15 protein-coding genes are annotated in these 13,119 nt (G+C 29.3%); 5 read left to right on the top strand and 10 right to left on the bottom strand.

The window, feature by feature from the left end; all coding sequences use genetic code 11:
* Nucleotides 1-182 precede the first annotated feature (182 nt).
* Entirely contained in the window at nt 183-1,301 is a 1,119-nt protein-coding gene (gene jlpA / locus AJ882_RS03255; RefSeq protein ID WP_004308480.1) for a lipoprotein adhesin JlpA, read from the top strand.
* A 92-nt stretch (nt 1,302-1,393) separates the two neighbouring features.
* Nucleotides 1,394-2,134, top strand: a complete 741-nt coding sequence (locus AJ882_RS03260) for a YaaA family protein (RefSeq protein ID WP_070279668.1) — start codon at nt 1,394-1,396, stop codon at nt 2,132-2,134.
* 3 nt (nt 2,135-2,137) lie between these two features.
* Here the strand turns inward: AJ882_RS03260 and AJ882_RS03265 are convergent, their stop codons facing one another.
* Both AJ882_RS03265 and AJ882_RS03270 read right to left on the bottom strand, forming a co-directional pair.
* A complete protein-coding gene (locus tag AJ882_RS03265) occupies nt 2,138-3,289 on the bottom strand; it encodes a M20 aminoacylase family protein (RefSeq protein WP_004308483.1) in 1,152 nt (383 codons plus the stop codon).
* Nucleotide 3,290: 1 nt separating this feature from the next.
* A complete protein-coding gene (locus AJ882_RS03270; RefSeq protein WP_002860728.1) occupies nt 3,291-3,902 on the bottom strand; it encodes a hypothetical protein in 612 nt (203 codons plus the stop codon).
* Nucleotides 3,903-4,136: 234 nt separating this feature from the next.
* On the opposite strand from AJ882_RS03270, the gene AJ882_RS03280 reads away from it, so the two are divergent.
* Entirely contained in the window at nt 4,137-4,343 is a 207-nt protein-coding gene (locus tag AJ882_RS03280) for a membrane protein (RefSeq protein ID WP_002853356.1), read from the top strand.
* Between the two features lie 2 nt (nt 4,344-4,345).
* Here AJ882_RS03280 and AJ882_RS03285 read toward each other — a convergent pair whose 3' ends face one another.
* Genes AJ882_RS03285 through hemB form a run of 6 tightly spaced genes read right to left on the bottom strand, consistent with a single transcriptional unit; the run spans nt 4,346 to nt 10,101 of the window.
* Complete coding sequence (locus AJ882_RS03285) at nt 4,346-5,107, bottom strand: DUF5416 family protein (RefSeq protein ID WP_011049828.1); 762 nt, start codon at nt 5,105-5,107, stop codon at nt 4,346-4,348.
* Nucleotides 5,104-6,369 carry a (Fe-S)-binding protein gene (locus tag AJ882_RS03290; RefSeq protein ID WP_002860729.1) on the bottom strand — a complete coding sequence of 422 codons (1,266 nt, stop codon included), beginning with the start codon at nt 6,367-6,369 and terminating at the stop codon, nt 5,104-5,106. The genes AJ882_RS03285 and AJ882_RS03290 overlap by 4 nt, the downstream gene beginning before the upstream one ends.
* A gap of 1 nt (nt 6,370) precedes the next feature.
* Nucleotides 6,371-7,726, bottom strand: coding sequence for an oxygen-independent coproporphyrinogen III oxidase (gene hemN / locus AJ882_RS03295; protein WP_014517257.1), 1,356 nt, complete (start codon nt 7,724-7,726; stop codon nt 6,371-6,373).
* Nucleotides 7,713-8,204 carry a DUF2603 domain-containing protein gene (locus AJ882_RS03300; protein WP_002853412.1) on the bottom strand — a complete coding sequence of 164 codons (492 nt, stop codon included), beginning with the start codon at nt 8,202-8,204 and terminating at the stop codon, nt 7,713-7,715. The genes hemN and AJ882_RS03300 overlap by 14 nt, the downstream gene beginning before the upstream one ends.
* Nucleotides 8,201-9,121 (bottom strand): ornithine carbamoyltransferase, encoded by a 921-nt coding sequence (argF, locus tag AJ882_RS03305; RefSeq protein ID WP_002859199.1) that lies wholly within the window; start codon nt 9,119-9,121, stop codon nt 8,201-8,203. Before argF ends, AJ882_RS03300 begins: the two co-directional genes overlap by 4 nt.
* Nucleotides 9,118-10,101 carry a porphobilinogen synthase gene (hemB, locus tag AJ882_RS03310; RefSeq protein WP_002859198.1) on the bottom strand — a complete coding sequence of 328 codons (984 nt, stop codon included), beginning with the start codon at nt 10,099-10,101 and terminating at the stop codon, nt 9,118-9,120. Before hemB ends, argF begins: the two co-directional genes overlap by 4 nt.
* A 57-nt stretch (nt 10,102-10,158) precedes the next feature.
* On the opposite strand from hemB, the gene ribA reads away from it, so the two are divergent.
* Nucleotides 10,159-10,719, top strand: coding sequence for a GTP cyclohydrolase II (ribA, locus tag AJ882_RS03315; RefSeq protein WP_002855920.1), 561 nt, complete (start codon nt 10,159-10,161; stop codon nt 10,717-10,719).
* Entirely contained in the window at nt 10,720-11,286 is a 567-nt protein-coding gene (rsmG, locus tag AJ882_RS03320) for a 16S rRNA (guanine(527)-N(7))-methyltransferase RsmG (RefSeq protein WP_004308485.1), read from the top strand. It abuts the gene before it with no gap.
* A 15-nt stretch (nt 11,287-11,301) separates the two neighbouring features.
* Here rsmG and AJ882_RS03325 read toward each other — a convergent pair whose 3' ends face one another.
* Together AJ882_RS03325 and AJ882_RS03330 are read right to left on the bottom strand one after the other, a co-directional pair.
* Nucleotides 11,302-11,874: a hypothetical protein gene (locus tag AJ882_RS03325; protein WP_002859197.1), complete on the bottom strand. Its 573-nt coding sequence runs from the start codon at nt 11,872-11,874 to the stop codon at nt 11,302-11,304.
* A 94-nt stretch (nt 11,875-11,968) separates the two neighbouring features.
* Nucleotides 11,969-13,066: a YeiH family protein gene (locus tag AJ882_RS03330; protein ID WP_002853043.1), complete on the bottom strand. Its 1,098-nt coding sequence runs from the start codon at nt 13,064-13,066 to the stop codon at nt 11,969-11,971.
* Nucleotides 13,067-13,119 lie beyond the last annotated feature (53 nt).

A 13,119-nucleotide genomic window follows, 5' to 3' on the forward strand; every position in this document is an offset into this window, starting at 1 on the left:
CAAAAATATATAATAATTGCAAAGTTAATTATACTTAAAATTATAAATAATGCATTTGAAACAAACTAAAAAGATTTTCCTATGTGTAAAAATGTAATTAATCACACACTCTCTTTTAGTATTGTTTAAATTTTAAGTAAAAAAAGATATAATCTTTTTTTTAAATTTTTAAGGAGAAAACTATGAAAAAAGGTATTTTTCTCTCTATTGGAATAGCTGTTTTGTTTTCAGCTTGCGGAAATTCCATAGATGAAAAAACAGTTAAAAAATATGAAAATCAACTAAATCAAACAGTTAAACAAGAAATTGCAAGTCTTTCTCAGGACTCTGGAATAAAGATTGAATTTTCTGATTTTAAATGCAATGCAGATGGTGATTTTATAGCGTGTTTAAGTCCAAATTTCAAAACTCTTGCAAAAGATAATAACGATGAGTATCAAGAACTATTTCAAGCAAAAAATATCAAAATTCGTTCAAATGAAATTTACAAAGGCGAAGCAAATACATCAATTAGCATTAAAGAATATTACAACGATCTTTTTAAAAACCAAAAAAGCATACAATCAAATTTGGTTTTTGAAGATTTTAAACTTGGAGAAAAAGTTGTTAGTGACATCAATGCAAGCTTATTTCAACAAGATCCAAAAATCAGATCTTTTATCAATAAATTAAGCTCGGATTCTTATACTTTATCATTTGATAACTCTATAAACAAACAAGAAAACAATTATCTAGATAATCTTGATATAAAATTTTATAACGCAAAATTAAATTTCAATACAAATCTAAATATAAATCTAAAAGAAGATTTGCTTAATTACCTTGATTCTAAGGGTATAAAATTTAACACTCAAACTTTAGCTATGGATGAACAAGCTATCAATGAACTTCTTAATATAGCAAACTACGAACAAGCTTCAGATTTTAGCAATACAATCCAAAAATACATCATCTTAAACAATTTTAAAATTGATTCAACTCTTAAAACCGAAGGCGTATTTAGTAGCTATATAACAACTGCTAAGGAAAATTTACAAACCTTAAAAACTCAAAGTCAAAATGAAGAACAAGCATTAATCTTTGATAAAGCTTTAGCTATTTTAAACAATATCACTCAAAATGATGATTATAAACTCAATCTTGATTTAAAATTTAAAAACATCCCTGTTAGTGACTATAGCACACAGGGAATCGACAGCATAGAAAAACTAAGCATCAACAATCAAGATGCCACAGAAGCGTTAAAAATTATACTTCCATTTATCATGTTTTCTATGTTAATGGGCGGAGCGTCATTTTAAATTTTAAAATGATAAAAACTTCAAAAACATTAAAAGCAAGATTAAATTTCTTTGCTCTTAATGTTTTCATAACATTAACAAAAAAGGCTAAAATGAAAATTTTATTCTCCCCTAGTGAAAGCAAAAATGAAAATTGTACAAAAAATCCCATCGATGAAAACTCATTTATATTTAAAGAATTATTTCCTTATAGAATGGAAGCTTTAAAGCATTATGGAGAATTTATCAAAAATGCAAGTTTAAAAAATTTACAAGAACTTTTTGGCATTAAAAACGAAAATGAAATTGATAAATTTAAACACAACTTAAAACAAGCTCCCACTCAAGAAGCTATATTGCTTTATACTGGGGTAAGTTATGAATATCTTAATTTTAAAGCTTTAGATAAAAAAAGTCAAGCTTATATTTTAGAAAATACTCTTATATTTTCTAATCTTTTTGGCGTTGTAAGAGCTAATGATACCCTACCTTTTTATAAATTCAAGCAAGGGGCTAAAATAGGAAAATTTGCCATAGAGAAATTTTATAAAGAACATTTTAGTAAAGCCTTAGATGAATACTTAGAAAATAAAGAAATACTTGACCTTAGAGCAGGATTTTATGATAAATTCTACACCCCAAAAAAGAAATTTTATACTTATAAATTTGTAAAAAATGGTAAAGTCATCAGTCATTTTGCTAAAGCTTATAGGGGAATTTTACTCTCCATAAGCGCAAAAAACCAAATAAAAAACAATAAAGAGCTTTTAGCAAACCTTCCTTCAAACCTAAAACTCAAAGAAATTCAAATCAAAGGTTTAAAGGAAGAAATTGTGCTTGAAATTCTAGATTAGTTTTTATTTTAAGTATTTTAAAGCTAGCTTCGCATAATAACTTGCAGCCCTAGCTAAAAGCTTATCATTAAAAACATAACTAGAATTATGTAAATAAATGTCGTTTTCATTTTCTAAAAAAGCATAGGCACATTTTTTCATTTCGCAAAAAAATCCAAAATCCTCACTTGCCATTAAAGGACGATGATTAAATTCACAATTTTTTTCGCCAAATAATTCTTTTGCAACCTCACTAGCAAAATCCACAGCTTCATCGTTATTCATAGTCACTGGTGCAACAACATTTTTATTGATTTTAATCTCTATATCATTAGCCTGTGCAAGACCTTTACAAATTTTATAAATTTTTTCTTCAGTTAGCTTTCTAGTTTCATTATCTAATGCTCTAACACTCATTTTAATCGTTGCAATATCTGGAATGATATTAAAAGCATGTCCTGCATTAAAAGTTCCTATGCTTACAACTGCTGAATTTTGGGGATCAACATTGCGAGATACTATGCTTTGTAAAGCCACAACAAGTAAAGAAGCAGCATAAATAGGATCTTTTGCCTTTTCTGGAGCACTTCCATGACCACCTCTTCCAATAACTTCAATGCTATAACTATCCGAAGAAGCCATCATCGCACCTTTTTTAAGATAAAATTTCTTATCGCTACCAAAAGGCATATTGTGCCATCCAAAAACATAATCACTATCAAATTTTTCAAACAATCCATCTTCTATCATTGCCTTAGCACCACCCAAACCCTCTTCAGCAGGTTGAAAATAAAGATTTAAAATGCCATTAAAATTCTGACTTGCTAAATACTTTGCAGCAAGCAATAAAGAAGTAGTATGTCCATCATGACCGCAAGCATGCATTACATTTTCTTTTTTGCTTTTATAAGGCAAATTTGTGCATTCTTGCAAAGGCAAAGCATCCATATCTGCACGAAGTCCTATTTTTTTATCGCTATTCCCCTTTTTTAAAACCCCCACAACGCCTGTTTTTCCTATTTCCTCATAAACCTCATAACCAAATTCTTTTAATTTTTGCGCCACTAATTTTGCAGTACATAATTCATCAAAACCAAGCTCAGGATTTTCATGAATTTGATGACGAATTTTTTCAAATTCGCCTTGTAAGTCTAGTATTTCTGGAATTAAATTCATTCTATTTTTCTCCTTGTATAAAATTTTCTCTTCTAGGTAAAACAAATTGTGCTAAGATCGCTGAAATAAAAATCAAAGCAAAAATATAAACAAAACCCAAAGTAAAACTATGGGTTTTATCAACACTCCAAGATACTACCCATAGGTTAAATGATAGTATAACAAAGGTAATACTCCAAAAAGCACTCATAATATAAGCAGTTTGATTTGGGTTGGAATTTTTTAATTCTGAAGGTAGATTAAAGAAAAATGGAAACCACATAGAATAAAAAATGCCTGATAACACAGCAAAAATCTGTATCAATACTAAATTTTGTAAAAACAACATACAAAATCCGCATATAAAAATACACGCTCCTCCAGACAATAGCATTATTTTAAAAGAGATATTTTTTCTTTTAAAAAATAATCCAAGATAAGCACCAAAAATTTTCGCAACTACTATCATACTAGTGATTAAAGTAGCTTGCTGAGTATTTAGGGCAAGATCATTTGAAATCAAAGGCATTAAAGACCCTGTTGCTGCCCAAGAGATACTAAAAACAGCATAAACACTAAAAATGATAAATTCAACTCCAATGCGTCTAAAATGAAATAAAAGTGATTTTTCCATATTAAAATCCTTTTTAGATATTTATTAAAATATAACATGAAAAAATAAGATATTTATTATCTTTAATTATTTTTTTAATTTAATTATTTTTTTATATATTTTTTTGTTACTTTTTGAAAATTTATATATAAGTTTAAAGATAAAAAAACTAAAATACAAAATAAAAAAACCCGTAAAAGTTTTTTGAAGTATTTAAATGATATATTTCAAAATCTAGTTTTAAAAAGGAAAAATATGGAATTTTTAGCATTTATTTTTTTGATTATTATATTTTTATTTGTAGTCTTTATCATCGTTACTCGCTATGAAAAAAAGATAAAATTACTCAACCAAAACATACAAAATATGAAAGAAGATATAGCCGATCTTAAAGAAACAACTCAAAAAAATCGCTCTTTAATTGAAAAAAATCGCTCTAATATAGAAAATATAATAAAATAAAACTAAGAAAGATTTGCGATAAGCTTATAGTGTTTTTTCTGATTTATCATTAAAGTAAAAATTTTTTCACTTGAATTTTCGCTTTTATTTTTATAAATCATACTTTTTAAAAACGGAAAAAGCATCGTACTAGAAGTTTTACCTTGTAAAATAATATGCATAGAGCCTTTTAAAATTCCGTACTTATAGCTCATACCGCTTGGAAATATATCAAGATTAAAGCTTAAACTATCTTCATTGCTATCATAATTTAAAATTTCAATTTTAACAAAGCTAATTTCTTGATCTTCTTGAGATAAATTTTTAAAAATTTCAAGTTTTTCATGTTTTTTGATAGTAACAACTTCTTGCTTACTTTCTTTAAAATCAGAAAGAAAATTTTCATTTTTAAAAATTCTTGAAAAAAATTTTAAATTTTTAAATTGCATACTTGTTTGTTTTGTGTTTTCATGTATTATTTTTTCGGATTTTAAGATGTTGTGTTCTATATCATCTTCTTGGTTTTGATTATCTTTGTTTGATTTCATGTCAAAATCTTCAACGATAATCATATCTTCACTATCACAAATATTAAAATGTTTTACAATTTCTTCAAAAGTAAAACTGTCATCACTAAATTCCAAAAGATCTACATTTGAAGTAATAAAATCAACACCATCTCGTTCTTCAATCTTATCTTTAATCACAAAAGCATCAACACAAAAGCACGATCTTTGAATTTCATATTCAGAACTTTTGCCTTTAAATACTATCTTCATCATCACAAAGCTTTTGCTATAAGTTCTAAAGGACTAGCAAAAACAACCTTGCTTGAATTTTGTTCTAATGCATTTGAAATTTGCATTCTGCAAGCTGAACACTCGGCACTTACCACACTAGCCTTACTTTCATCGATCATTTGTGCTTTTTTAAGCCCTACACTTAAGGCTCTATCATAATAATCCGTTTGCATACCCACCCCGCCAAAACCGCAACAAGTATTAGAATTACTCATTTCTACAAAATGATAATTTGTTTTTAAAAGTTCTCTTGGCTCTTTAAAAACCCCTTGCATTTTTCTTGCATGGCAAGGATCGTGATAAGTAATGCTATAATTAATTTTATTTTTTGTTTTTAAAATTTCTTCTAAAGAAGTAAATTTATAAAAATACTCGCTAGCCATATATATCTTAGATGACACACATTTTGCGCGTTTTGCCCAGTCTAAATCATTTTGCATTATAAAAAAATGTTCATAATCTATCTTTAACATAGCCGAACAAGTGGCCTCAGGAACTATAATAGCATCTAATTTTTCTAATTTTTTTTCAAAATACTCAATATTTTTTTTAGCCAAAACTTCAACACTTTTAAAATCACCCGTAAAAAATTGCGGCGCTCCACAACACACTTGTTCTTTCATCAAATCCACATTGATTTTTAATTCCTTAGCGATTTTAAGCACTGCATTAGCCGTATCTATGTAAAAATAATTCGCCAAACAACCTACAAAAAAACCTATTGTTTTTTCTCCATCATTATTGATAAATTTTGGATTAGAATTTAAGAAACTTTTTTTATTAAAACTTGTAAGTAATCTTCCCTTTTTAACAAAAGGCATGGAAAATCTTGCCTTCATACCTGTATTTTCATTCTCATTTTGAATTTTAAACGCACAACTTTGAAACACATAGCCAAGCTTAGCTACCAAATCTAAAATTTTGCGTCTTCTTAAAAAGAAAAAAATAAGTTTTTTATACCAAGCTATACCAAATTTTTTAGCTATATCATAACGAACTTCTTCTATGGCATTATCTACTCTTAATTTACTTGGACATACTTCAACACAATTGGTGCATAAAAAACAAGATTCAAAAACTTTCTTAGCTTCTTTATCAAGTTCTAAACTTCCCTCTTTATAAGCAGCTAAAAGATCTAAAAATCCTCTTGGACTAGTAATTTCATCGCGATTTTCTTCATGTATAGTACAAACAGGTATACATTTGCCACATTTAACACAAGCATCACTTATTTGACTAAATTTCATCTTACACCGTTTTTGAGAATACTTTTTTATCTTCACTAATGTTTTTCATATAAGCATCAAAACACATGGCAATATTTCTTATAAGCAAAACGCCTGTTTCATTGACTTTGATAAAATTTTCATCAAAATTAATAAAATCTTTGTATTCTTCTAAAGCTCTTAAATCCTCTTTAAAATACTCCTGAAAATCAATGCAAAATTCTTTTTCTATTGACTTAATATCAAGCTTAAAATTTGCCATTAACTCCATAATAACTGCTTTTCTAAGCTCATCATCATCGCTTAAAACTACACCTCTTTCAAAAGGCAAAACTCCTCTATCTAATGCAGCTTCATAACTTGACATATCTTTGAAATTTTGTGCATAATGTCTTTGTCCTTCACCTATACTTGTAAGCCCAACACCGACTAAATCAGCACCGCCTTTGGTGGTATAACCTTGGAAATTTCTATGTAAAGTTCCATTTTCTAAAGCTTTAAAAAGCTCATCATCTTCTTTTGCAAAATGATCCATTCCTATCATTTTATAGCCGTTTTTACTCAAAAAATTCTCACAAAATTCTAAAATTTCAAGTTTAACATCAGGACTTGGCAGGGTATTTTCATCAAATTTTCTCATATTTTTCTTAAGCCAAGGCACATGAGCGTAATTAAAAATCGCCAAACGATCAGGGTTTAAAAGCATAACTTTTTCTAAAGTTTGTGTAAAGCTTTGTAAATTTTGATAAGGCAAACCATAAATTAAATCCATATTTACAGACTTTATGCCTTTATTTCTTACAAGATTTAAAGCATTTTGTGTTAATTCAAAAGGCTGGATGCGATGAATTTCTTTTTGAACTTTTTCATCAAAATCCTGCACTCCAAAGCTGATACGATTAAAGCTATTTTGCGTTAAAACTATGGCTTGTTTCTCATTTAAAAAACGCGGATCGATCTCACAGCTAATCTCTGCATCTTTAGAAAAATTTCCAAAAACAGATCTAATTTTTAAAATCAAATTTTGAAGTTGTTTAGCACTAAAAAAAGTTGGAGTTCCGCCCCCAAAGTGCATTTGCACCACTTCTCTTTTAGTATCTAAAATAGTACTTAAAATATCAAGCTCTTTAAAAATATAAGTTAAATACCTTTCTTTACTCTCTTCTTTTGCAGTATAAATAACATTGCAACCACAAAAATAACAGGCACTCCTACAAAATGGTAAATGAAAATAAAGCGATAAAGATCTATCTTGCTTTTTTAAAATTTCTATATATTCTTCGTATTTGAAATTTGCATTAAACTCTATTGCTGTAGGATAAGAAGTGTAGCGTGGTCCTGCTTTAGAGTATTTTACAAAAGCTTTATAATCTCTCATTTTGGTTTACCCTTTCTATCATCGCTTGCATATCTACAAATAAATTTGGATGCTCTTGTTTGATTTTAGAAATTAATTTTTCAAGATCAATACTAACTTCCATGGTGCCATTTTGCGCCTTTTGCTTGATCTCATCCATAGCAACCGTCCAAACATCGTTAAAATCTACAGGAATTTGTTGATAAATCGCCTTTTCTAAACGCAATTCAAAATTCTCTTTTTGACTTTGTTTTAAACTTTCAAGTATATTCTTAAGACTTTGTAAAGAAAGCAAAGTGTGAATTTCATCGTTTTCATCGATCACAAACCAAGGCTCAGGAGAATCAAAACTTCCATTTTCAAGAACTAAACATTTTTCGTTTTCATTCTCGCTTTGCTTCATTTTAAAAATCGTTCTATCTTTTTTCTTTATTCCTAGATTTTGACTAAATTCATCAATGCGTTTTAAGCAAGTGCTATACTTTTCTAGCTCTTTCATTCTCTTCCTCTCTGATTATCCAAAAAGCAAAGCAAGGCTTTTACCACATAAAGGCGATTTCTTGCTTCTTCAAAAATCACATCTGCATGTTTTTCAAAAATTTCTTCACTCACTTCATAACCCCTATAAGCAGGCAAACAATGAAGCAATATCGCGTCTTTATTGGCAACGCTCATAGCCTTTTCATCAATCATAAATCCTTCAAATTCTTTAATCTTGCGTTCTTTTTCATTCTCTTCACCCATAGAAACCCAAGTATCGGTAATGACTACATCTTTATCCTTTAAGGCTTCAAATTTATCATGACTTAAGGAAATTTTAGCTCCTGAAATCAAAGCCTGTTTCATAGCAAATTCCCAAATTTCAGGGCTAATTTTATAGTTTTTTGGTATAGCTATACTAAATTCAAAGCCCAAAATCGCAGCCGCAATAAGCCAAGAATTGCACATATTGTTACTATCTCCGATAAAAGCAACTTTTGCTATACCATTTTGCATCTTATTCCATTCTTTGATAGTAAGCAAATCTCCTAAAACCTGAGTAGGGTGATAAAGCTCGCTTAAAGCATTGATCACAGGGGCTTTAGAATATCTTGCAAATTCGAGTAAAGTTTCATGTTTATTGACTCTCATCATCACAAAATCAACCATCGCCCCTACCACCCTAGCTGTATCCTTTACAGGCTCGCCACGACTAAGTTGTAAATCATTGCTACTTAAAAATAAAGCCTTTCCGCCAAGCTCTGTTATGGCTAATTCAAAGGCCATTCTTGTTCTTGTAGAGTTTTTTTCAAAAATCATTGCTAAAGTTTTATCTTGTAAAAGTTTTTTAGGCTCTTTTTTTAACTCGCTAGCATGATTTACAAGGCTTAAAATTTCCTCCTTAGAAAAATCTCTTAAAGTTAAAAAATGTTTCATTTTTCTCCTTTTAACATTTTAGCTAATTCTTTGGCATGATAAGTGATGATAAGCTTTGCCCCTGCTCTTTTAAAAGCTATCATAGTTTCATACAAAACTTTTTCATAATCAATCACTCCTGCATTTTTAGCTGCCTTTAACATAGCATACTCTCCGCTTACATTATAAACACACAAAGGCAAGTTAGAATGAAGGGATATTTCTTTAACCACATCAAGATAAGCAAGAGCGGGTTTTACCATCAAAATATCAGCTCCTTGTGCTTCATCTTCCAAGCTTTCTTCTAAAGCTTCTTTACCATTAGCAAAATCCATTTGATAGCTTTTTCTATCTCCATAACTTGGAGCTGATTCTGCTACATCTCGAAATGGCCCATAATAACTTGAAGCAAATTTAGTAGAATACGCCATTATAGGCAAATTTTCAAAACCTTCTTTATCTAAAGCTTTGCGCAAAGTAGTGATAATACCATCCATCATTCCACTAGGTGCTATCATATCTACCCCTGCTCTTGCGTGAACTAAGGCTTGTTTGGCTGAAATTTCTAAAGTGACATCATTATCCACACTTTTTGTTTTTGGATCGATAATCCCACAATGCCCGTGATCTGTGTATTCACAAAAACAAAGATCACTGATTATAAAAAGATCTGGAAAATTTTTCTTAATCTCTCTTATACTTCTTGCAACAAGCCCTTCATCATCTAAAGCATCGCTTCCACAGCTGTCTTTTTTCTCATTTTCCAAAACGCCAAAAAGTATAATGGCTTTAATGCCTAAATTAACTACATTTTGACACTCTTTTAAAATTTCATCTAAACTCATTTGAAACACATCAGGCATAGAAGAAATTTCTTTTTTTATCCCCGTTCCATTAACCACAAAAAGCGGATAAATCAAATCATTTACACTTAAAGAATTTTCTCTTACCATGGCTCTTAAGTTTTCATTAAGCCTTAATCTTCTAAATCTTTTAAACATTTTTTTGTCCTTTTTTTGCTAAAATCTTAACATAAATTTGATTATAGAGAGTAGTAAATGAAAATAAAAATTTCAGAAATTGCGAATTTACCTAGCAAATGGGGAAATTTCCAAATACAAAGTTTCAAAGAAAATGATAAAGAACATTTATGTATATTTAAAAATACTCCAAAAGACACACTCAATCTAAGAATTCATTCAGAGTGCTTAACAGGAGATGCTTTAGGAAGTTTAAAGTGTGATTGTGGGGAACAGCTTGAATTTTCACTAAAATATATAGAAAAGAATGGCGGAATGGTGATTTATCTTAGGCAAGAAGGAAGGGGTATAGGGCTTTTTAACAAGGTTAATGCTTATGCTTTACAAGATAAAGGTTTTGATACGATTAAAGCAAATCATCAGCTTGGCTTTAAAGCCGATGAGAGAACTTATGAAATTGTAGAATTTATACTCAAACACTATGAAATTTCTAAGGTTAATTTACTCACAAATAACCCTGAAAAGCTAGATTCTATCAAAGAAAAAATCATCACACGCATACCGATTTTAATAGAACCTAATCGTTTTAATGTAGAGTATTTAAACATAAAACAAACTCAAATGGGACATCTTAAATAAATGATTTTTAAAGATTATGATTTTTTGCAAAACTACGATTTAAAAAACTTTGAAGAAAAGGTAAAAATTTATAAAGAATTATTATCTAAATTTAACCGCATTCACAATCTTACTCATTTAAAAAATATAGATGAAAATATCTTTGATAGTATTAAAATTTTAGATTTTTATGATTTTTCTAAAGCAAAAAATATTGCCGATATAGGAAGTGGCGCAGGATTTCCAGCTGTATTTTTAGCTTTTTTACTGCAAAGCAATTTTCATCTTTTCGAACCCAATCCCAAAAAAGCTGCCTTTTTGCGGACATTAAAAATAGAATGTGAACTTCCAAATTTACATATTTACAAAAAAAAAGTTCAAGAATACAAGAATACCTTTAAAGCTGATATCATCACTTCAAGAGCCTTAATGGATGTCAAGCCTTTGCTTGAAATTTGCAAAAATCTAAAAGATGAAAATACAGTTTTTATTTTATGGAAAGGTAGTGAAATTTATCAAGAACTTGAAAATATAAAAGATTATGAAATTTTTGAAAATAATTTAAGAAGATATTGTATTTTAAAGTAGCCCTAAGGCTACTTTTTATTCTGCTAAATCAGCATTAAAACTGATATCCACTAAAGGCCAAGAAATTCCACCATGTCCTGCAGCAACATCGCTTAATGCTTTTAATGCTTTAGAACCATTTTTAAAAGTATGCAAATCAAGTTGTCCTTTAGCTTCAAATTTATTATCTTTGATGGTATAAGTTAAAGGTACAATAGTACTTTTTTTATCCATAGTAATTTTTGCTGAAATAACGCCTTTATTTTCACCCGCAATCACATCTTGAAAAACAACTTTAATATCCGTATCTCCCAATAAAGCAGGGAAAAATACTTTTGTGATATTATTGGTTATAATATCATTGCCTTCACCCATAAAAGCATTGCTTGGCTTTATGGTAGCTTTAGCGCCTTTAAGATAACTTGCCAAATCCTTTATATTTTTAGAAAATTTATATTCTACATTTTTAAATTCACCTTTTGTTCCTATCATATCTTTAGTTTTATATCCTTCAAAAGAAACCTTTAAACTATCTTCTTTAAAAGATACAGCACTTAAAGCCGAAGCTAACAAGCAAGAACTTAAAACACTTACAAGAATTTTTTTCATCTTTATTCCTTTTTAATAAATTTAATTAATGAATTAAATTATATTCTTAGTTGATTAATAAAATAAAATTTTCTAAAATAAAAAATAATTTTTATTACCAAAGTATACCTTTAAAAGCTAAGGTTAAAAAATATCCTCCAAAAATCAAAACAAGCCCTAAAACAAAAGCCAAGCCAAATACCCTAGAGCCACTTTTTAAAAATTTTTTAAAGTCAATTTGCAAGCCTAAAGCTGCCATAGCAAAAACGATACATAAAGTACAAAGTGTTTTACCTAAAGAGATGATATCACTCGTAGCAATACCTAAAATACTTTCTTTGCTTGCTAAATAAGTATTTAAAACTATCATGCCTAAAAATGCAAAAGCAAAATAAGGTATAGTGATACTTTTTGCAGTTTTTCCACTGCTTGAATGTTGATTTTTAGCGAAAAAATAAGTCACTATAAGCAAAAAAGGCACAAGTAAAATCACTCTCATCATTTTTATAATCACTGCAACATTAGAAGCACCTTGCTCAAATCCTGCCATATCCTTTGCCATTTCAGCAGCACCTGCGACATTTGCCACCTCATGCAAAGTAGCTCCCATAAAAACACCCATAGCATTTTGATCAAAAAAAGGAAAAAGATTTAAAGAAAAAGCTATGGGATATAAGAACATAAATACAAGTCCAAAAATCACCACCGTACCTACAGCTAAAATTCCCTTAAAAGGATCACTTTTCAAACTTGACTCTAGTGCTAAAACCGCTGCCGCACCGCAAATCGCACTTCCAGCTCCAACAAGCATAGAAGTTTCTTTATCGAGTTTAAAAATTTTCGTTCCCACAAATAAAGCAATAATAAAAACAAAAAATATCACTATAGCAGAAAGCAAAAATCCTTTCAATCCTACGCTTAAAAGCTCAGTTAAAGTGATATTAAAACCATATAAAACAATGCCAAGTCTTAAAAGTTTTTTCGCACTAAAATGCACTCCGGCTTGAAAATGATGCTGGTATTTAAAAAACCAAGGAGAAAGCAACACTCCTATGATAATAGCAAAAGCAGTCGCTGCTAAATGAGTGGTATCTTTGATACTTTGAACACTAGAAAGATACATAGCAAAAATCACTATACAAGCAGTAAAAAGCAAACCCTTAAAATTTGATCGCACTATAGCCACGCTATGTGCTAAAAAACTTGTTTTCATTTATTTTCCTTTTTGTAAATTTTGTGTTATTATATTTTTTTTATTAAAATTAT

Source organism: Campylobacter sp. BCW_6461, assembly GCF_001762735.1.
Lineage (GTDB): Bacteria > Campylobacterota > Campylobacteria > Campylobacterales > Campylobacteraceae > Campylobacter_D > Campylobacter_D jejuni.